The following is a 19,190-nucleotide window of genomic DNA, read 5'->3' as shown; positions in this document are numbered from 1 at the left end:
GACGTTACACAGCACGTTGCCAGTCGTACACGATCCGCAGGAAGGCTCTCGCATGCTGTCCCTACTCCTCCTCCTCGCCGTCATTGGCGGGGCGGTATACCTTGCCGGCCAACGAAAAGACACGAACACCAACCGTCAGCTCGGGCAGCAGCAAGTCGACGATGCCTACGCCGACGCGAAGCGTTGGACGGACCGCCTCGGTTCCCAGGTCCTCAACTTGTCCGGCACCGACACCGCCTCGTCGCAGGCGATGGCCGACGCCAGCGAGCGTTTCAACGCTGCCTCCGCAGCTCTGTCTGAAGCGCGCACGGTGCGGCAGGCCCAGCTTGCACGCGAGTCTGCGCTGGAGGGCCTGCATTACGTCAACGCCGCGCGCGTGCTCATGGGCCTTCCCGCCGGACCCGCGCTTCCGGAGCTTGAAGGCCAGCGCAAGGCCGGCCGAGTAACCGAAGAGCGAACAATTACGCAGCAAGACGGCACCACGGTGACCGCGTCGCCCCGGGCATCCGAACAGACGCCGCACTACTACCCCGGTGGCGCAGTGGCGGGTCGCCCGGTTCCGGCCGGTTGGTACTCCGTGGCATGGTGGGCGCCGGCGATGATGACTGGTATGTGGGCGGCGAGCTCGATGATGCTCTACTCGGCGATGTTTGCGGGGATGGCCGGTACCCCCTCTCCGGCGGAGTTCGAGTCTGGCGACTTCGGTTCGGATGTCGACGCAGGCGATGCCGGGGACGCGGGAGATATGGGAGATAGTGGCGATATGGGCGACGGAGGTGACTTCGCCGCCGACGCGGGTGGCGACGGCTTCTTCGACGGTGGCTTTGATTTCGGCGGCGGCGATGGTTTCGATTTTGGGGGATTCGACTTTTAACACGAACCCGGTTGATGGCCTGGGCTGGTGGCGCGCCTAATCGTCGCAGGTATGACGAGTACAGGGCGTGGCCAGGAGAAAACCGACGTGGTACCCGTTTTCTCTGTACCGAGGAGGCCCCCGTTCACCGGAATGTGAAAGAGGAGATTGTCCGCCGCAGCGAGCTGGACACGGAGCTCATCTTGCGCACACCCTCAACAACACCTCTCGCGTGGCCACGAACGGGGTCTCACGTGAGGTCGTCGAGAAGCTCAATGCTGGGGCGCAGTTCCCCGACATCCGCGACCTCGTCGCCGGGGCGCGCGGCCGCACGGTGTACGAGACCGGTGACATCGAGGCCGGTGTGTGGACCGTGGGCCTGTGCCAGGGCTTGATCAACGACATCCCGACGTGCGCGGAGCTCGTCCCCCGCATTGTCGACGAAGCGGTGGACATCATTCAGTCGCGCCTGGCCTCTTTCGTCGCGCAATAACCCGCTGCTCGCTGCCTGTCTACGCCAGGCGGTACAATCTGGGCGTTCTGCCTCCCCGAATGAGCCCAGATGGAAAAGGAGCCGCGATGCGCATTGCCGTGTTGCTGAAAGAAGTGCCCGACACGTACGGCGACCGAGGGCTCAACCTCGAGACGGGGTTGACCGACCGCACCGGCGATGTAGTCGCCGACGAGGTCGGGGAACGCGCGGTCGAGGCAGCGCTGCGTGTCGCGGAGGCCCACCCCGACGGAGACGCGACAGTGGAGATTCTGAGCGTCGGGCCCGAGTCGACGGTCGGCAGCATTCGCAAGGGCATTGCCATGGGCGCGGCAGAGGCCTACCTCGTTACCGACGACGCGCTCGTGGGCGCGGACTACACCCTCACGGCCGAGGTGCTCGCCGCACTGATCACGAGGAACGGCTATGACCTCGTCGTCGCCGGTGCAAGCTCTTCGGACGGCGCGGGTGGAGTAGTTGCGTCTCTCCTCGCTGAGATGCTTGGCGTTCCCGCGCTGACCAACCTCACCGAGCTCGAGGTCGCCGGCGGTGTCGTTCGGGCGACCCAGGCGGGTGACGGCGCCGTCGTCAAGCTTGAGGCCGAGTTGCCCGCAGTGGTCGCTGTGTCCGACGAGTTCCCGGATGCGCGATTTGCCAACTTCAAGGGGCTGATGGCCGCGAAGAAGAAGGAGATTCACGCGGTGGGCCTGTCGGACCTAGGCATTGACCCGGAGGATTGGACGCCCGCGCGGGCCATCGTAATCGACGCCGCCAAGCGCCCCGCCCGCGGGCGGGGCGAGATCATCGACGGAAACTCCCAAGCGGCGGCTAAGCTCGCCGACTTCTTGGCCGAGAAGAACTTCATCTAAGGAGACGCCCGTGACCACGCCTGCACACGCACCCGTTCTCGTTGTACCCGACCCCGCGTACGGCGAAAGCGGCGAGCTCGATGCCTCCGCCGCAGAGCTAATCGGGGCCGCCAGCGCGATCGGCGTGCCGGTTGCGCTCACCCTCACCCCTGCTCACGCTGCGGAGCTCGGCCGCAGCGGCGCTTCTCGCGTCCTGAGCGCCGAGGGGGCTTCGCTTGTCGACGCCACCGCGGCCGCCTTCGAGGAGCTTCACCCTGCCGCCGTTGTTTTCTCACACTCCGTGCGTGGTCGCGACGCCGCGGCACGTTTCGCCGCACGTCGCGGGTTGGCCCTGCTCGCCGACGTGGTCGGTGTGCGACGGGACGCGGAGGGGGTCATCACGGACCACTCGAACTACGGCGGCGCCTTCACCACCGTGGCCGCGGCGACGCACTCCGCGCCTGTGATTACGGTGCGCCGCGGGGCCATCGAAACCCGCGCCACGGCAGCGGAGCCTGCTGTCGAAGAACTTTTGGTCATGGCATCGGGTGCCCGGGTGGCCAAAGTCACCGAGGTCGTTGACGTCGAGCGCACCTCGCCCCGCCCCGATCTCGTCACCGCGGACAAAGTCGTCGCAGGGGGCGTCTCTCTCGGGGACGCCGATAACTTCGAAGAGCTGGTTGGGGGACTCGCGGACACCCTCGGGGCGGCCGTCGGCGCTACCCGATCCGCCGTAGACGAGGGCCAAGTACCTTACGAAGCCCAGATCGGGCAGACCGGTGTGCTGGTCAGCCCCAAGCTCTACATCGGTGTCGGCATCTCGGGAGCGGTGCAACACGTAGTGGGTATGCAGACTGCGGACACCATCGTGGCGATCAACAACGACCCTGACGCCCCGATCTTCGAACTTGCGGACTTCGGCGTGGTGGGTGACATCTTCGACGTCGTCCCCGCCCTGATTTCCGAAATCACCAAGCGCGCCCACCAGAGCGTTAGAGAGCGATAGAGAGCGATAGAGGAGGACAAACGTGCAGGTCAATCTTCGCCGCGGTTTGCCGCGCGTCCCGGGTGGGACCCCCTGGCCACCGGAGGGCTCATTCGTAACGCTTCCGGACGCGCCGCTAGAGCCGGACCTCTCGCCGGTTCGCTCCCCCGAGCCGCACGCCTCCGAGCTGACCGCCGTCGCCCTGCGTCGCGGACTACCGCGTGTACCCGGCGGGGAGCCGTTCCCACCCGCGGCCCATGTCATGCTGCGCGTCCCCGACCGCGTCGTGCACGCGGAGGTACTCGAGGCGCCCGCGCAGCCCGAGACCGTGATCCCGCACCGCGAAGGAGCAACCGCCGAGGCGCCCGCGCCGGACGATGCGGCGGGGGCCGGCCGCGGTGGCGTCGAGAAGCGATGGCCCCGCATCCTTCTGAGCGCGCTCGCGGCCGTGGCCGTGTTCGCGGTCGCGGTTGGGGTGGCCCGCTGGTTCATCGGCACGGATACGGGGGCGTCGTTTACGTCGCGGTACACCGGGGAGCAGCCGCTTCCAGCCGGTGCCCCCGTCGGCCTGCCCGCGTGGTTGAACTGGGCGCACTTCTTCAACATGTTCTTGATGGCTCTCATCGTCAAGACGGGCCTGGGGGTCAGGTCCGAAGCCCGGCCCGAGGCGTTGTGGGCGCCGCGCAGCGACCCGAAGCGGAAGGTATCTCTGACCCTGTGGCTCCACCTCTGCCTCGACATCGCGTGGTTAGCGCTCGGAGCGGTGTTTTACGTGCTGCTGTTCGCCACCGGTCAGTGGATGCGCCTCGTCCCCACCAGCTGGGAGGTCGTCCCTCATGCTGTCTCGGCGGGGCTGCAGTACCTCTCTCTGCGGTGGCCGGTAGAAAACGGCTGGGTGACTTACAACGCTCTCCAAGAGCTCACGTACTGTGCGGTTGTATTCCTCGCGGCCCCCCTGGCCGCTCTTTCAGGGCTGCGGATGAGCCCGTGGTGGCCGCGGTCCTGGAGTGTCATTCCCGTGCGAATCGCCCGAAAAGCACACGTGTCAACGATGGTGTTCTTCCTTGTCTTCATCGTGGTGCACGTCCTTTTGGTCGTGCTCACCGGCCTGCGCAGAAACATGAACGCTATGTTCGCCGCGCGGGGTGACATCGACCCCTCGGTGTACTCCGCAGACTGGACCGGCACCGTCGTCTTCGTCGTCGCGGCCGCGTTGACTGGACTTGCCGTGTGGGCAGCACGGCCCGTTGTGATCGCCCCACTGGCGCGCCTGAGCGGGACGGTGACGAACAGGTAGAACGGCCCGCGGTTGGAATGGCGTTAAGGTTGTCCTACACTAACCCGGACCCCTTGTTCCGGGTTCCGCACCACTGTTGTCTAGGCGCTGGGGCGCGGAACCTTTCCGCACGTCGGAGGACAACCCGCAGCATGTTTATCGCCGCTTTTCTCGTCGGCATGCGCGAAGGCCTCGAGGCCTCGCTCATCGTCGGTATTCTCCTTGCCGCCATCCAGCGCCGGGGCGCCTCCAGCGCGCGGCACTCGGTCTGGCTCGGTGTGGCTCTCGCCGCAGCGTTGTGCACCAGCCTCGGAGCGCTACTCACGTTTGGTCGCTACGGGCTGAGTTTCAAGGCCCAGGAAGCGATCGGTGGCATCCTCTCGCTCGTCGCGGTGGCGATGATCACGGGGATGGTGCTGTCCATGTCAAACAAGCGCGGCACCATGCGCCGCGTCCTCGACGCCAAGGCCGGCACGGCGTTGAAAACCGGGTCACGTGCTGTGTTCTGGGTGGCGTTTATCGCCGTCGCCAGGGAGGGCCTGGAGCTGACCCTCTTGATGTGGGGGTGGGTGGTCAAACCCACCGCCGTGACGGGCGCGTTCCTGGGAATCGCCGTCGCAGTCGGGCTGGGATGGCTGATCTACCGCGGTGCTCTGACCATCCGCATGTCCGCCTTCTTGGCGGTCTCCTCGGCCCTGCTCATTGTGGTCGCCGCTGGGGTCTTGGCGTACGCCATCCACGACCTGCAGGAGGCCCAGCTTCTGCCCGGCCCCTTCTCCGGAGCGCCCATCGCGCCGACGCACCCGCGGACGGGCGAGGTTCTCACGGGTTTTGCCACCTACCCCTTCTGGATGGCGTCGTTCCCCTTTGGGTGGGCGTTCAACCTCGAAGGCTCGCTTGACCCCGCCGGTTTCACAGCGACGTTCCTCCAGGCCATCACGGGATTCGAGCCGAAGATGAGCTGGCTCCAAGTGGTCGCGTGGCTGACATACCTCGCGGTCGTCGTGCCGAAGTTCATCCGCCACCTTCGTGCCGAGGAGGACGCTCCCCGGCACGAGCCTGCCGTTGCCAGCCTGCGCACCCTCACTCATTCCCCTTCCTAATCCCTGCCGAAAGGACTTCTCCCCGTGAAGCGAATTGCTTCCCTCCTCGCCGTTGGCGCTGCCGCCCTCCCCCTCGCCTCGTGTGTCGAAAACTCCTCTGGCGGTGACCTCACCGTGACCGCCACTTCCGACAAGTGCGAGGTGTCGGCCACCTCCGCGGACAGTGGCGCACGAACGTTTTCCATTAAGAACGAGGGCAGCCAAATCACAGAGTTCTACCTCCTCGCTGACGACGGACTGCGTGTCGTCGCCGAGCGAGAAAACATCGCCCCAGGTGAGACGGCAAGCCTCACCGTTTCCTTGGCACCGGGAAACTACTACACGGCGTGCAAGCCGGGCCTGCGCGGCCCGAACGTCGGCCAAGCGGCCTTCACCGTGACCGGCGAGGCGATTGCCGTTGACGCTGACGATCAAGAGCGTTTTGACGCCGCCGTGACCTCCTACACCCAGTTCACCCAGAACGAGGTGGCCGCACTCGTCCCCGCGGTGCAGGAATTCGCAGCCGCTTACGCCGCGGGGCAGGACGACCGAGCGAGGGAACTCTACCCCGCCACCCGCGTCCACTACGAGCGCATCGAGCCTCTCGCTGAGGCCCTGGGCATCCTCGACGCGAAGATCGATTACCGCGAGATTGACTACATCGCGGAGGCCGATCACCTGGCAGCCGAGGACCCGTCCTTCACCGAGTGGCGCGGGTTCCACCGGATCGAAAAAGACCTGTGGGTTCCCGCCGAAGACGCGACCAACGCCGACGGGTCGCCGGCCCGCCTGGACTGGGCGCCGTCGACACGCGAGCAGCGCCAAAAGATCGCCGACCAGCTTGTGAGTGATGTCGAGACCCTGGAAAGTCTTGTGCGCGACGCGAACTTTGCGGAGAACAACGACGTCACCATCGACACCATCTCCAACGGCGCAATCGGCCTGCTCGAAGAGATCGCGACCAACAAGGTCACCGGGGAGGAAAACTGGTGGAGCCACAAGGACCTCTATGACTTCCAGTCGAACCTCGAGGGCGCGCGCATCGCGTTCGACCTTGTCGCACCCATCGCCGCCGACCGAGGTGAGGAGGGTACGAAGCTTGTCGACGACATCACCACGCGCTTCGACGCCGTCCAAGAACTGCTGAACAAGTACGGCTCCGCAGAACAGGGGGGGTTCCCCGACTACACCGAGGTCAATGCTGGCCAGCAGGCGGAGCTCACCCGCGCGATCGACGCGTTGCGCGAGCCGCTGAGCCAGCTCACCGGAACCGTCCTGGGCATTTAGGGAGGCATCCACCGATGAAGCTGAACCGCCGGCGCTTCCTCACGCTGGGTGGGGCCTCCGCCGTCGCGGCCGGGGCGGCAGGGTCCGGTTTGACCGCCTGCTCGCGGTCGGGCTCGACGCACGCAGCACAGACCTCCCCGGAAGAGCTGATCGTTGACTTCACGGGTGAGCACCAGGCGGGCATTGTCACCCCGATGCAGAACAACCTGCACTTCGCGGCCTATGACCTCGCCGCCGACGTGGACCGCGCGGACGTCATCGACCTGCTCATGCGGTGGACCGCCGCGGCTCGCCGTCTCGCCCTCGGTGGCGACGTGTCCGCCAAGGGCTCGTTTGGCGGTGGCGCGAATTTCCCACCAGACGACTCCGGGGAGGCGTCTGACCTAGGCCCAGCCGCCCTGACCCTCACTTTCGGCTTCGGGCGGTCGTTCTTCCGGGAGTCGCTGGGTCTTCGCCAGTCTCTCCCGGGGGAGTTTACGGCCATGCCCACCATGACCAACGACTTCCTCAACCAAGCCGCGTCCGAGGGCGATGTATGCGTCCAGGCGTGCGCCAACGACCCCCAGGTGGCCAGCCACGCCATCCGCAATCTGACCCGGCTCGCGGTGCCAACGGCCGCGCTGCGCTGGTCGCAGGTGGGGTTCGGCCGGGCAGGCACCACCTCCGGGGCCCAGTCCACACCCCGTAACCTCTTCGGTCAGAAGGATGGAACGCGCAACATCAAGGCTGAGGACACCGACGCCCTGGCCGAGCACGTGTGGATCCCCGCCGAATCCTCCCAGCCTTGGGCCGCAGGAGGCACCTACATGACGGTGCGCCGCATCCAGATGAACATTGAGATCTGGGACACTTTGCGCCTGTCCGAGCAAGAACGAGTCACCGGGCGCGACAAGCCGGAAGGCGCCCCCTTATCCGGAACGAGCGAGTTCGACGAGCCCGACTTCGCCGCCACGAACGCCCGCGGTGTGCCCGTCATCGACCACAAATCCCACCTCTACAACGTGCACCCGGACCAGAATGGCGGGATCCGCATGCTGCGCAGGCCTTTCAACTTTGTCGACGGCTCCTCGGAACAAGGCCGCCTCAACGCCGGGTTGTTCTTCGTCGCCTTTACCCGCACGCCCGATCGCTTTGCGACGGTCCACCGGTCCATGTCCCGCGACGAGATGTTCACCGAGTACCTGAAGACAACGAACACTGGCACCTACCTCATCCCCCCAGGAGTGGGTGCTGAGGGGTTCGTCGGCGAGGGGATGTTCGCTTAACCGGTGCGGACCCAGGCGCCGTCGACAAGCGAAATGGCCCCTGCCTCGGCGAACGCTTCTAGCCACCCCTCCATCGGCCAGCTCCCCCACTTGGTGTGGAAGTAGGCTGCGTTGGCGAGAATGTCGTCGAGGTGCTCCCACGGCGGGCTGGAGACGGGGTGCCACTGGTGGTAAGCGTGCGCCCCGCCCACCCACAGCAGCTCAAAACCGTGCTTTTCCAGGTTACGTGCGAAGTCGGTGTCCTCCCCGCCGTATCCCTGGAAGCGGGTGTCGAAACCGCCGAACGCGCCGAGGATGCGCTCCCAGGTTTGGGCCGTCACGGCGAAGGACAGAGACCAGAACAGGTTGTAATCTTCGGCGGGCAGCGTTTCCCCGCGCGGCGGGTTCGGGCGGGCGGGATGCGGGTCGGGGTTTGTCGTGCGCAGCTCCCCTGGGTTTAGGTAGGTCACCGGTCCGGCGAGGACGGCGTCGGGATGGCGGACGAGCTCGTCGGAGTAGCGCGAGACTAGGTCGTTGGAGGCTGCGCAGTCAGCGTCGAGGAAGATCAGGTGGTCGTTACCGCGCTCGATCGCGGCGCGCGCCCCCGCGTTGCGCGCCGCCGCGAGGTTTCGGCTGGGGGCGTCGATGACGTGGCTCTTCGGTACGGCCTTGACCAGTGCTTCACGGTCGGCGAGCGCCGAAGTGATATGGTCGGCCCCCTCCGGCAGGAGGTTGACCTGGTGAGTCAGGTGGGCGCTGCGGGAGCGATCCGCCAGGGTCACCACCGCCGTCGAGGCGTGCCGCGGGTCGTGGGCGACGTCCGCGATGACCTGCGCCGCCCGGCGCGCCGACCCTTCAGTCTCCCAGCGCGACCAATCCGCGGCGAGGTCCTCCGCCTGGCGGATGAGGCCTGGCCATTCCTCGGCTGGGGGGAAAGACTCTGCGACAACTGCCAAACCCTCCTCACCCAAGACACGCGCCGCCGCCTTTTGCTCGATGAAGGGCCGCGGCTGGGGCAAGACGATGGCGGGTGTGCGCGTGGCGGCGAGGTCCGCGACGGAGTTCTGGCCGCCTGCGGTGACAACGACACCGGCTCCGCAGAGAATGTCCGTCGGGTCGTCGACGCGGTTGTCCCCCATCAAGAAGATGAAGCTGTAGTCGGGGCAGGCTCGTTGCACCGCGCGCCAATCCTCCGGCTCCCACGTAGAGCCGCCCATCCCAGCCATCACGACGATGCGGCGTGGATCGCGTGACACGTCCGGGTTGGGGCGAAGCCGCGAGATCCCGCCGACGGGATGCAGACGCGACGCGTGTTGAGCAAGGTGGCGCGGGGTAGATACCCACGACGGCCAAGCGGCGACAATGGCGTCGGACTGAGCGTAGGCAAGCTCGTGGGGGGCGTCGTCGCGCAGACCCGGCATGGCCAGGGAAATGACGGGCACACCCGTCAGTCTTACGAATACGCCTACTTCGACGGAGACGTCGACGTAGAACGCATCCGGGTCGTTCTCCGCGATCCACTGGGCGATGATGGCATAGCGCTCCCGCAGGCCCCGGTTGTCATACGGCGCGTAGTGGAGGGAGCCGCCCGCTGTCATGGCCCGGCCGGACTGGCCGTGGCCCGCGTCATCGGGTAGGACGATGTCCGCGCTCGGTTGCGTCGAGAGGATGACGGCGGTGTGTCCGAGCTCGCGCAGCTCCCGTTGGATTTCGCGGCAGCGCTGGATGTGCCCGGACCCGTGGTGGTGGGCGTACATGCCGATGGTCAGGCTCATTGGACGGCAACCTCCTCGTAGAGTTGGGCGTATCGCAGCGCCGTGCGGCGCAGGCTGTGGTTGCGCACCACCCACTGGCGGACCGCCACGCGGTCGTGGGACAGCGCCCGCAAAGCGGCGGCGGCGAGGGAGGAGACGTCGTCGGGGGTAGCCAACTCCGCAGGCGAGTGCCGCAGCAGTTCACCCAGGCCACCCCGGTCGAAGGCGGCGACGGGGGTGCCACAGGCCATCGACTCAAACGCGACGAGTCCGAACGGCTCCTGCCAGCGGGGCGTCACCAGCGAGACAGCGCAGTTCCCCACCAGACGACGCAGCTCGGCATGGGACAACTCCCCGAGCCACCGCGCGTGGCCACCGGTTAGGCGGGGCGCGAGCTCGCGTTCGAAGTAACCGTGGTCGCCCTTGCGTCCCGCCAGCAAGATCGGCAGCCCGAGCATCGCGCAGGCGTCGATAGCGAGGTGAGGACCCTTTTCCGGGACAAGGCGCCCGAACCACACCGCGCAGGGCCCGCCCGGCCCCGGGATCCACCGCTCGACGTTCACGCCGTTGGGGATCACCGCGATCGGCTGCGGAATGCGCCAGTCAGATGCGGTGAGGCGGCTCACCGCGGTAAACCGCCCGGCTCGCGCACCCGCGGCGAGGATAGCGCCGCGCACCTCGGGCAGCTCCGGGGTGTGAAAGGTGGTGATCATGGGCAGGGGCTCGGGCGAGTGCTCACCGGGGAACATGAAGGGGTTCAGGCTGTTGTTATGCACGACGTCATACCCGCGCTGCACGAGCAACCGGCGCAGCTCGGCGAAAGCCGCGTCTTCGCGTTCCTTGCCCCCCTCGGGGTAGGTGGTGTCGGAGGCGTCGGCGGCACGGTCCCCCCAGTTCACCCCGGGCAGCTCGAATTCCTTCACGTTCCCGTCGGAGCCGCCGGCGGCGAAGAAATCCACCGTGTGCCCGAGGTCGCGCAACTCATTGACCGTAATGTGGCAAAACGCCTCGAGCCCTCCGGCAAAGGGTTCGCGCACCGGGTAGCGGGCCGGGCCGATAAACGCCACGCGGCGTCTCCTTATGCCGCGGGTTTTTACCCCGGCAGACAAGACTACGGTCATCGCATCACCGCGGAGTAAATCTGCGCGTGAGCCTCCACGATGTCACGGAGCTGGGCAGCGCGGTCTCCGGAGTACTCCGCGGTTCCAAGGGCAGAGAGCTTCTCGACGGCCCTCGCCGCCGCCTCCCCGTCACCCACGGGGTACACCGCCACGGCGGCCGGGGTGTCCGTTTGGTCGGCGTAGCACCCGCAGTCAGGCACCGCGACGGTGGTGGCCAAATCCCGGCACATCTCCAACCAGCCCGAGTGAGTGCCCCGGGTGTAGGGCAGCAGACACGTCGTCAGCGAGGCAACCTCGGCGTACAATTCGGCGTCGCTGAAGGGCTCGTGGACGCGCACGGTGATGTTGTGCTGCCCGGATAGTTCGGCGCGCAATTCGCGGGTGGCGGCGGTGTCGTGGACGTAGACGGTGAGGGGAACGCGCCGGGCGACCGCCAGGTAAAAGGCCGGGTCCGCGACCACGTTGGAGCGCAGCGATTTGAGAAATACGCCAACCCCCGAGCGCTGAGCAGGGTGCGGAGCCAAGGCTGGGTCAACCACTCGCGGATGAGGTATGACGTGGACGTCGCGGGCGCCGAAGTCCCGGGCGAGGCGATCCGCCGCGCACTGGGTCAGCGTGATGGTTGCCGCCGCGGCGTCGATCAGCGTGCACAGCCTGCGGTGATGATCCGCTTGCTGCTCGAGGTGCGGGTTATCCAGATCGTGGGCCGTGACGACGAGCGGAATGCCCCGCGTCGCGAGGGCGTCAACGAGCTCGGCGATTTGCTCGGGTGTGCGGTGTTCGTAGCCGAAGTGGATGTGTACTGCGTCGATACCGTCTATACCGTCAATACCGTCGATACCGTCGATACCGTCGAATTCCGTGGAGCGCCAGTACTCCGCCTCGAGCGCGGGGTGCGGCCACCAGTGGCCACCCATATCCGGGTCAGGCAGATAGCTCACCCACGCGGGTCGGACTGCCTGCGCGTATGGGTGCGCCGCTGGAATAGACAGCACCCTCGCGGCTCGTTCACGGATAAGCACCATTTCAATATAAGCGACCCCTCATTCGTTTGTACGGGGGGTTGATTCCGTTGTTAGATAAGGGCCATGCCAACCCTCACCGTCGTAGGAAATTGCCAGGCCGAGTCTCTCCGCCGCCTCCTTTCCAGCACCGGTGAATTCGACTCCCAGCGCATTGCGCCGGTTCACGAGCTCGAGAAATCCGACATGGCGTGGTTCACGGACCGTTTGAGGCACACCGACGTTCTTGTGACGCAGCCGATCCGCGACCGATACCGCGGCCTGCCCGTCGGTACCTCCGAGATGATCCGGCACCTTCCCCGCGGCGCGCGCCACGTCGTTGTGCCGGTGTTGCGTTACGACGGGTTGATGCCCTACCAAGCGATCATCCGTGACCCCGACGACCCGTCCCTCAACCCGCCGGTCGTCCCCTACCACGACCTGAGGATTCTGGTGGCCGCCGCGCGCGGGAGTGAAACCCCGGCCGGCGGCCCGGTCTCCGCGGAGCAGCTGCGGCGCGTCGCGGCCATGTCGGTTGAACAGATCCGCTCGCGGGAACGGCGTCACGGTTCGGTGGAGGTGTCGTCGTACCTGGACACCTCACCCGTGTGGCACACCGTCAACCACCCCGACAACGAGACCCTTGCCGTCCTCGCGAGTGGGGTCCTCGACGCGCTGGGGTGCATGGCGCCCGTCACACTCCCGGGCTACGAGATGCTCGACGAGCTCGACGCCCCGATCGATGCCGCCGCGGCGGCCGCGTTAGGGGTAGCGGACCCGGGCCGTCGATCGTGGACGCGGCGCGGCACCGGCGAGGTCGACAGCGCCGAGATCGAGGCAGAGCAGCTCGACTTCTACCACCAGCGGCCGCGGCTAGTTGCCCACGGCATGGTGCGCCACGCCGATCGCATCGCAGCGCTGGGGCTCGCCGCGTGAACCATCTCATCGTCGGCCCCTCCACCCACGGGGTCACCGCCTACGCGCTCGCGCTCGCCGAGGCCGTGAACGCCCCCGTCCTGCGCGAAGAGACGTTTAGCGACAACCCGCTTCCCAGCGGCCCCGTGCACGTCACGTTCACCGACCACCTCCTCGGCCCCTCCCCCGCAGATGCCGTTGACGCTCTCCTCGCACGCCTCGGCGATCGCCCCTTTTCCATCAGCCTGCATGACATTCCGCAACCGGAGGAAGGCGAGGACCGATTCTCCCGGCGCGCCGCCGCCTACCGGCGCGTGGCCGACGCGGCGACATTGGCCGTCGTCAATTCGCGCCACGAGGCCTCCTTCTTCGACGGCGACCCCACGGTCATCCGCCTGCCCATCCCGCGGATCGAGTCCACTTTTGACCCCGTACCCGGAACCGTCGGCGTCTTGGGTTACCTCTACCCCGGCAAGGGGCACGAGGATCTCATCTCCTCGCTCGGGGGCAGCCACACCCTGCGCTTTCTCGGGTCGGTCTCCCCTGGCCACGAGGATTGGGCCAAGCGCCTCGCCCCCTACGCGGAAATCACCGGCTGGATTGACGACGCCCAACTCGCCGTGGAAATGGGACGCACCGAAGTGCCCGTCTGCGCGCACCGGCACTTTTCCGCCTCCGGGTCCCTGATGACGTGGCTGGGCGCGGGCCGCACCGTGCTGGCCACCGATTCCGCCTACACCCGCGAGATCGACGAATGGTTGCCCGGGCGCGTCACGCTGGTCGCGGACGGGGATTGGGCCGCAGCAACGGAGGCCTTCGAGCCGCAGGTGGTGGAACCCCCCGTCTACGGTTGGGTAGAGGTCGCCGAGGAGTGGCGGAAGGCGTGGGCGGCGTGTGGCCTGACGTAAGCGTTGTCATCCCGCACTACAACAACCCGGCCGGCCTTGCTGAAGTCGTCGCCGGCGTTCGCGCCCAGGACTACCCGGGGCGGGTCGAGATCGTGGTGGCCGACGACGGGTCCGCGCAGCTACCACGTGTGCGGGACGCGGTCGTCGTGGCCCAGGAAGACCTCGGGTTCCGCGCCGCCGCAGCCCGCAATCTCGGGGCGCGACGCGCAACCGGTTCAGTGCTCGCCTTCCTCGACGGCGACACCGTCCCCTCCCCGGGCTACCTCTCCGCGGTCGTTGCCCACGTGCAGCGGGACGAGCGGGCCATCGTCGTGGGGACGCGCTTTACGGGCCCAGAGCGCGCCGAGCCCGGCTGGCTTGCCGACGCCTGGGCGCGCACGCACCACCTGAGCGACGCCGACGACACCTCATGGCGCTACATCATCTCCGCCGTGTTGACCTGCTCGCGACCCTTTTTCTCCGAGCTCGGCGGGTTCGACGACTCCTTCGTCGGCTACGGCGGGGAGGACTGGGAGTTCGGCTGGCGGGCATGGAACAGCGGCGCGACCTTCGCCCACGAGCCTGGCGCCACGGCGACGCACGCCGAGGTGGACTTCGGCAAGCGCCACCCCACCGCCAGCGAGGAGGCCCGCGTGAAGAACGTGGAGACGGCGGCCCTCGCCCGGCGCGTGACTCACCCGCTTGCCCGGCCCGCGGGCGTCGTCTTCGACACCGCGGACGTCGCTGTCGTCGTTCCAGATTTCCCCGTACCCGGGGTGTGCGAGGCCGTCATAGCGTCGTGGCTGCGCATCGACGCCCACGTCTACACCCCCGCCGTCCCCCCGCTCTTCGCCGCGGACCCGCGCGTATCTGCAGGCGTCCCCGCCGGTGAGCGGATCCGCGTGACCCTCCGCCGGCCCTGGTCTCTCACGGACCCGGTCGCGTTCTACCGCAGCGCCACTGACCGCTCCCGTTCCCTCCCGGATGGGACTTCGTCCGTCGCGGCGCGGGCCAGGGCGTTGGCGTCGACAAGCGAGGGCTCCCGCGGCGAGGAGATGGGCCTGACGCTTCTCGACGCCCCCCAGCGCCTCGAGCGCCTTTTCGCGGGCTGGTGAGGCCGGCTAGGCTTTCGGCACCTCGGGCGCGATCCCCGTCGCCTCGTAGTCGGCCACGATATCGAGGCGGCGCTGGTGGCGCTCCTCGTCGCTCCAGGGCTGGGCGACGAACGCGTCCACGATGCGCAGCGCCTCCTCCTCGGTGTGCATGCGCCCGCCGATACCGATGAGCTGGGCGTTGTTGTGCTCCCTGGCAAGCCGGGCCGTCTCCTCTGACCAAGCGAGAGCGCAGCGCGCGCCCGTGACCTTGTTGGCGGCGATCTGTTCGCCATTTCCCGAGCCGCCGAGGACGATGCCGAGGGACCCGGGGTCGCCCACGACCGCCTCCGCTGCGGCGATGCAAAAGGCCGGGTAGTCATCGGCGGCGTCGTATGCGAAGGCCCCGCAGTCGATCACGTCGTGGCCCTGCCCACGCAGGTGCTCGGCGATCTGGTTTTTCCGCTCGAAGCCGGCGTGGTCCGCTCCCAAGTAAATACGCATACGTCTAAACCTACTTCCTTAGAACTGGGGCGATTCGGTGCGGGATCGCTTCAGCTCGAAGAAGTAGGGGAAGCTGGACAGCTGCACGGTGGCGTCGAAAAGCGACCCTGCCTCCTCGCCGGTAGGGACGCGGGTGATGACGGGCCCAAAGAACGCGGTGTCACCCAGCTTGAGAACGGGGGTGCCAACCTCGTCTCCGACTGCCTCCATCGCGGTGGCGTGGTAACCGCGCAGCAGGTCGTCGGCGTCCGAGGTGTTGGCTACCTCCGCCAAGGTCGCGGGCAGCCCCTGGTTCCTCAGCGCCTCGGCGATGATGTCGTCGTAGGCGCCGGAGCCCTGCCGCCCGCCGTTGCCACCGGGGTGGATGGCGGTACCCATCTCGGTGTAGAGCGCGTCGACGGACTCGGGGTGGTCCTGCTTGACCCTGGCGAAGACGCGCGCGGGACCCCAGGCGGCTTCCATCGCCGCGGCGTAATCGGCGGGCAGGTCGCGACCATCATTAAGGACGCTGAGCGACATGGGCACCCAGTCGATCTCGACGTCGCGGACCTTTTCTACTTCCTTCATCCAGCGGGAGGTCTGCCAGCAGAAGGGGCAGGTTGCGTCGAACCAAAACGTTAGTTTCTCAGCCATGCTTCTACCCTAGCCATCTCTAGTGCTGTGAGTGCCCGAGTAGATTGGTCCGCATGAAGACGAACCTGACGCGTGCCCACGCGAACGAACGAGCGGCCTTGATCCGCGACATCCACTACGACATCGAGCTGGATATCACCGGCAGCGAGGTTTTCACGTCGCGTACGACAGTCCGCTTCACGTCGGGTGCCGGCGAGACCTTCTTTGACCTCCTCGCTGACAGCTTCACGGCCACCCTTGACGGCCACGAGGTCGAGGGGCGGGCACTTTCGCTTGTCGACGGCACGCACGAACTGGTCGTCGACGCCACCATCTCGTACAACCACACCGGGGAGGGCCTCCACCGCTTCGTCGACCCCGCAGACGGCAAGGAGTACCTCTACACCCAGTTCGAGCCCGCCTACGCGATGAAAGTGTTCGCCTGCTTCGATCAGCCAGACCTCAAGGGGACCTACTCTGTGAAGGTCACCGCGCCGGAGAAGTACGTCGTGGTGCTCAACGAGGAAGCTACCAGGGAGGGCAACACCTGGTCCTGCGAGATCACGTACCCGCTGTCGCCTTACCTCGTTGCAGTATGCGCTGGCGAGTACGAGCACGTCACGGACCTCTACACCGACGAGCAATCGCGGATCCCACTCGGCCTCTACGCCCGCGCTTCGCTCATGGAGCACCTGGACTATGAGCGCGTCTTCCAGCAGACGAAGGACGGTTTTGCCTACTACCACGCCAACTTTGGGCGCCCCTACCCCTTTGGCAAGTACGACCAGATCTTCTGCCCCGAGTACAACATGGGCGCGATGGAAAACGCCGGCGCGGTGACTTTCCGCGACGAGTACGTGTTCACCTCCGAGCCCACGCCCTACCGCATCGAGCGCCGCAATGACACCATCCTCCACGAAATGGCGCACATGTGGTTCGGCGACCTTGTCACCATGCAGTGGTGGGATGACCTGTGGCTCAACGAGTCCTTCGCCACCTGGTCTGCCGCAGTCGCGCAGACCGGAATCGGCGAGTACCCCAACGCGTGGGTGACCTTCGCCGCGGTGGAAAAGGCGTGGGCCTACGAGCAGGACCAGCTCCCCTCGACCCACCCCATCGCCGCTGACGCCCCAGACATCGAAACCGCCGAGCAGAACTTTGACGGCATCACCTACGCCAAGGGCGCTTCGGTCCTCAAGCAGCTCCAGGCCTACGTGGGCCGCGACGCGTTTTTCGCCGGCGTGCGTGCCCACTTTGACGACCACGCCTTTGGCAACGCCACCTTCGCCGACCTACTCGGTGCCCTCGAGCGCGCCAGCGGACGCGACCTGTCTACCTGGTCGCAGCAATGGCTGCGAACGACGGGCGTCTCCCGCCTCACGCCCGAGATCACCGGCGATTCCTTCACCATCGTTCAGGACTCCGACGTGATGCGCACCCATAGGGTCGGCGTGGGCTTGTATTCGCTTGTCGACGGCCACGTTGTCCGCACCCACCACACCGAGGTGGACGTGACCGGGGATCGCACGGAGGTACCCGAGTTCGCCGGCGTGGCCCACGACCTCGCCTTGGTCAACGACGAGGACCTCACCTACTGCCTGATGGGCCTCACCCCTGAGCACATGACCTTCGTCCTTGCCCACCTGGGGGAGGTTGCCGACCCCCTCGCCCGCACGCTGTGCTGGTCAGCCGCGTGGGAGTCCGCGCGGGGCGGGACGCTCCCCGCGCGCGAGTTCGTCCGTCTGGTCGCGCGCTTCGCGGCCGGCGAAGACCAGCCGTCCGTGCAGGAACGCCTTTTGGCACAGGCGTCCGCCGCCGTTCGCCGCTACGTCGATCCCGCCTGGCGCGCGGAAGGCAGGGCGCTGCTGGGCGAGGCTTTCCGTGGCAAGGAGCCCGCCGTCATCTTCGACCGCGCGCTTGCCCGCCTGATCCCAGATGCCGAGTCACAGGCGCACCTCGCCCGCCTGGTGGAAAGCACCGACAACCGGGAGCTGCGGTGGCTGGCGCTGACCAGCCTGATCGCCGCCGGCGCTGCACCTGTGTCCGCAGCCGACGAGGTTGAGGACGCATCCTCGGAAGGAGCGGTGTCCCGCCTACGTGCGCGCGCGGTAACCGACAAGCGGTGGGCGTGGCAGGAGATCGTGGGCGGGAAGCGGTCCAACCTGGAGACGCGTTACCTCATGGATGGCCTCACCTTCGACGACGACGGCTTGCACGAGTTCACGGACGAGTACTTCGAGATCGCGCCTCGGTTGTGGGACGAGCTGACGAACGAGATGGCGCAGCGCACGCTCGAGGGAATCTACCCGGTGTGGGAGGTCAGCCAGGAGGGCGTCGATAAGGCTGCCGCGCTCCTCGCGCGCGAGGACCTTCCGGCCGGGCTGCGACGCATCCTCTTGGAAGGTCAAGACCGTGTCAAGCGGGCGCTGCGCAATCGCGCGGTGGACGCCCAGGCGGGTAGCTAAGCGGGCGGCGCTACACCGCGCAGACGACGCGCAGCTGGGCCGCGTCTGCGCGGACAACGAGAACAGAAAAACTGATAAGCTCGTCGCCCTCGAAGACACGGCGCGTAATGCGCTGAACTGGGGCGTTTACGGCCAGGCGCAAATCCTCCCGCTCCGCATCGGTGGCAACGCCGGGGTTGAGCGTGTCTTCGCGGCGTCGCTTCCCAGGCTGCGCTGCAGCGGCGAGCGTGCCGTCGCAGAGGGCCCCGCCTTGCTCCCCCTCGTCCACGGAGCAGCATCCCGGCCGGGCGTAGGTCGTTTCGGCAAACGCGGGAACATCATCCGCGTAGTGGAGCACGTGGCGCATGGATAACAGCTCGTGGGGGCCGAGCTGGAATTCGGCGGCGACGCGGCGGGGCGGGACTGCGAGCTCGCTGGCAATCGGTGCGGTATGGATACGCTTGCCCAGCCCGGTAAGTTGTCGAACGAGGCCCGAGTGCGCCCCGAGGTCGACGACGGGGGGAAGCGCCCGAACGAACGTGCCGCCGGTGCGCCCGCGGCGTCGCTCGATGATTCCCTCGAGCTGTAAGAGGTCCAAGGCGTGGCGGACCGTCATGCGCGCCACCCCGAACTCGTCGACAAGCTCGCGCTCTGCGGGTAACCGGCTGCCCGGGCGGAGGGCCTCGGAGGTAATACGCGTCCTCAGATTCTCGGCTATCGCCACATAAGCGGGCTTGCGCCCCATGGAAACTCCTTAGCGCTGTCGTGTCTTATCGCGGGCCGACGAGCATTTATA

The 19,190-nt window shown here is 67.1% G+C and carries 17 protein-coding genes and 1 pseudogene; 12 read left to right on the top strand and 6 right to left on the bottom strand.

Features of this window, described 5'->3' with window-relative positions; translation table 11 throughout:
- The first annotated feature begins 52 nt into the window (after nucleotides 1-52).
- The 8 genes and pseudogenes from CAPI_RS02995 to CAPI_RS02960 all read left to right on the top strand — a co-directional run bounded on the left by CAPI_RS02995 (nucleotide 53) and on the right by CAPI_RS02960 (nucleotide 8,086).
- Nucleotides 53-874, top strand: coding sequence for a hypothetical protein (locus CAPI_RS02995; protein ID WP_018016560.1), 822 nt, complete (start codon nucleotides 53-55; stop codon nucleotides 872-874).
- Between the two features lie 89 nt (nucleotides 875-963).
- Nucleotides 964-1,346: pseudogene (locus CAPI_RS02990) on the top strand (NAD(P)H-dependent flavin oxidoreductase); the annotation flags it as partial.
- A gap of 86 nt (nucleotides 1,347-1,432) precedes the next feature.
- Nucleotides 1,433-2,212 carry an electron transfer flavoprotein subunit beta/FixA family protein gene (locus CAPI_RS02985; RefSeq protein WP_018016558.1) on the top strand — a complete coding sequence of 260 codons (780 nt, stop codon included), beginning with the start codon at nucleotides 1,433-1,435 and terminating at the stop codon, nucleotides 2,210-2,212.
- A 10-nt stretch (nucleotides 2,213-2,222) separates the two neighbouring features.
- Nucleotides 2,223-3,197, top strand: a complete 975-nt coding sequence (locus CAPI_RS02980) for an electron transfer flavoprotein subunit alpha/FixB family protein (protein ID WP_018016557.1) — start codon at nucleotides 2,223-2,225, stop codon at nucleotides 3,195-3,197.
- Between the two features lie 22 nt (nucleotides 3,198-3,219).
- A complete protein-coding gene (locus CAPI_RS02975; protein ID WP_018016556.1) occupies nucleotides 3,220-4,473 on the top strand; it encodes a cytochrome b/b6 domain-containing protein in 1,254 nt (417 codons plus the stop codon).
- A gap of 131 nt (nucleotides 4,474-4,604) precedes the next feature.
- Nucleotides 4,605-5,555, top strand: a complete 951-nt coding sequence (locus tag CAPI_RS02970) for an FTR1 family iron permease (protein ID WP_018016555.1) — start codon at nucleotides 4,605-4,607, stop codon at nucleotides 5,553-5,555.
- A gap of 24 nt (nucleotides 5,556-5,579) precedes the next feature.
- Nucleotides 5,580-6,821 (top strand): iron uptake system protein EfeO, encoded by a 1,242-nt coding sequence (gene efeO, locus CAPI_RS02965; protein WP_018016554.1) that lies wholly within the window; start codon nucleotides 5,580-5,582, stop codon nucleotides 6,819-6,821.
- 14 nt (nucleotides 6,822-6,835) lie between these two features.
- Nucleotides 6,836-8,086 carry a DUF7405 family protein gene (locus tag CAPI_RS02960; RefSeq protein ID WP_018016553.1) on the top strand — a complete coding sequence of 417 codons (1,251 nt, stop codon included), beginning with the start codon at nucleotides 6,836-6,838 and terminating at the stop codon, nucleotides 8,084-8,086.
- Here the strand turns inward: CAPI_RS02960 and CAPI_RS09625 are convergent.
- From CAPI_RS09625 to CAPI_RS02945, 3 genes are read right to left on the bottom strand one after another with little or no spacing between them, the layout of a single operon-like run.
- Nucleotides 8,083-9,840 carry a glycosyltransferase gene (locus tag CAPI_RS09625; protein ID WP_018016552.1) on the bottom strand — a complete coding sequence of 586 codons (1,758 nt, stop codon included), beginning with the start codon at nucleotides 9,838-9,840 and terminating at the stop codon, nucleotides 8,083-8,085. The two genes, CAPI_RS02960 and CAPI_RS09625, sit on opposite strands and share 4 nt — an antisense overlap.
- Complete coding sequence (locus tag CAPI_RS02950) at nucleotides 9,837-10,886, bottom strand: glycosyltransferase (RefSeq protein ID WP_018016551.1); 1,050 nt, start codon at nucleotides 10,884-10,886, stop codon at nucleotides 9,837-9,839. The genes CAPI_RS09625 and CAPI_RS02950 overlap by 4 nt, the downstream gene beginning before the upstream one ends.
- A gap of 50 nt (nucleotides 10,887-10,936) precedes the next feature.
- Nucleotides 10,937-11,965: a glycosyltransferase gene (locus CAPI_RS02945; protein ID WP_018016550.1), complete on the bottom strand. Its 1,029-nt coding sequence runs from the start codon at nucleotides 11,963-11,965 to the stop codon at nucleotides 10,937-10,939.
- A 63-nt stretch (nucleotides 11,966-12,028) separates the two neighbouring features.
- Here CAPI_RS02945 and CAPI_RS02940 point away from each other — a divergent pair, with 63 nt between their 5' ends.
- From CAPI_RS02940 to CAPI_RS02930, 3 genes are read left to right on the top strand one after another with little or no spacing between them, the layout of a single operon-like run.
- The gene (locus tag CAPI_RS02940; RefSeq protein WP_018016549.1) at nucleotides 12,029-12,877 is read left to right on the top strand and encodes a WcbI family polysaccharide biosynthesis putative acetyltransferase; all 849 of its coding nucleotides are present in this window, start codon (nucleotides 12,029-12,031) and stop codon (nucleotides 12,875-12,877) included.
- Nucleotides 12,874-13,764 (top strand): glycosyltransferase family protein, encoded by an 891-nt coding sequence (locus CAPI_RS02935; RefSeq protein ID WP_018016548.1) that lies wholly within the window; start codon nucleotides 12,874-12,876, stop codon nucleotides 13,762-13,764. The genes CAPI_RS02940 and CAPI_RS02935 overlap by 4 nt, the downstream gene beginning before the upstream one ends.
- Nucleotides 13,749-14,858 carry a glycosyltransferase family 2 protein gene (locus CAPI_RS02930; protein WP_156806743.1) on the top strand — a complete coding sequence of 370 codons (1,110 nt, stop codon included), beginning with the start codon at nucleotides 13,749-13,751 and terminating at the stop codon, nucleotides 14,856-14,858. Before CAPI_RS02935 ends, CAPI_RS02930 begins: the two co-directional genes overlap by 16 nt.
- A 6-nt stretch (nucleotides 14,859-14,864) precedes the next feature.
- Here the strand turns inward: CAPI_RS02930 and CAPI_RS02925 are convergent, their stop codons facing one another.
- Both CAPI_RS02925 and CAPI_RS02920 read right to left on the bottom strand, forming a co-directional pair.
- The gene (locus CAPI_RS02925; protein WP_018016546.1) at nucleotides 14,865-15,338 is read right to left on the bottom strand and encodes a ribose-5-phosphate isomerase; all 474 of its coding nucleotides are present in this window, start codon (nucleotides 15,336-15,338) and stop codon (nucleotides 14,865-14,867) included.
- 18 nt (nucleotides 15,339-15,356) lie between these two features.
- Nucleotides 15,357-15,971 (bottom strand): DsbA family protein, encoded by a 615-nt coding sequence (locus CAPI_RS02920; protein WP_018016545.1) that lies wholly within the window; start codon nucleotides 15,969-15,971, stop codon nucleotides 15,357-15,359.
- Nucleotides 15,972-16,024: 53 nt separating this feature from the next.
- On the opposite strand from CAPI_RS02920, the gene pepN reads away from it, so the two are divergent.
- The gene (pepN, locus tag CAPI_RS02915; RefSeq protein WP_018016544.1) at nucleotides 16,025-18,415 is read left to right on the top strand and encodes an aminopeptidase N; all 2,391 of its coding nucleotides are present in this window, start codon (nucleotides 16,025-16,027) and stop codon (nucleotides 18,413-18,415) included.
- A 10-nt stretch (nucleotides 18,416-18,425) separates the two neighbouring features.
- On the opposite strand, the gene CAPI_RS02910 is transcribed toward pepN, so the two are convergent.
- Complete coding sequence (locus CAPI_RS02910) at nucleotides 18,426-19,139, bottom strand: GntR family transcriptional regulator (RefSeq protein ID WP_018016543.1); 714 nt, start codon at nucleotides 19,137-19,139, stop codon at nucleotides 18,426-18,428.
- Between the last annotated feature and the right edge of the window lie 51 nt (nucleotides 19,140-19,190).

It is taken from the genome of Corynebacterium capitovis DSM 44611 (assembly GCF_030440535.1).
Taxonomy (GTDB): domain Bacteria; phylum Actinomycetota; class Actinomycetes; order Mycobacteriales; family Mycobacteriaceae; genus Corynebacterium; species Corynebacterium capitovis.
The sequence above is the reverse complement of the archived record's forward strand: the minus strand, read 5'-3'. Positions and strand labels throughout refer to the sequence as shown.

Bases quoted from the DNA above. Each gene is read 5' to 3' on its own strand.
- CAPI_RS02995 (WP_018016560.1), top strand. From the start codon at position 53: ATGCTGTCCCTACTCCTCCTCCTCGCCGTCATTGGCGGGGCGGTATAC.
- CAPI_RS02985 (WP_018016558.1), top strand. From the start codon at position 1,433: ATGCGCATTGCCGTGTTGCTGAAAGAAGTGCCCGACACGTACGGCGAC.
- CAPI_RS02970 (WP_018016555.1), top strand. From the start codon at position 4,605: ATGTTTATCGCCGCTTTTCTCGTCGGCATGCGCGAAGGCCTCGAGGCC.
- CAPI_RS02960 (WP_018016553.1), top strand. From the start codon at position 6,836: ATGAAGCTGAACCGCCGGCGCTTCCTCACGCTGGGTGGGGCCTCCGCC.
- CAPI_RS09625 (WP_018016552.1), bottom strand. From the start codon at position 9,840: ATGAGCCTGACCATCGGCATGTACGCCCACCACCACGGGTCCGGGCAC.
- CAPI_RS02945 (WP_018016550.1), bottom strand. From the start codon at position 11,965: ATGGTGCTTATCCGTGAACGAGCCGCGAGGGTGCTGTCTATTCCAGCG.
- CAPI_RS02940 (WP_018016549.1), top strand. From the start codon at position 12,029: ATGCCAACCCTCACCGTCGTAGGAAATTGCCAGGCCGAGTCTCTCCGC.
- CAPI_RS02925 (WP_018016546.1), bottom strand. From the start codon at position 15,338: ATGCGTATTTACTTGGGAGCGGACCACGCCGGCTTCGAGCGGAAAAAC.
- CAPI_RS02920 (WP_018016545.1), bottom strand. From the start codon at position 15,971: ATGGCTGAGAAACTAACGTTTTGGTTCGACGCAACCTGCCCCTTCTGC.
- pepN (WP_018016544.1), top strand. From the start codon at position 16,025: ATGAAGACGAACCTGACGCGTGCCCACGCGAACGAACGAGCGGCCTTG.
- CAPI_RS02910 (WP_018016543.1), bottom strand. From the start codon at position 19,139: ATGGGGCGCAAGCCCGCTTATGTGGCGATAGCCGAGAATCTGAGGACG.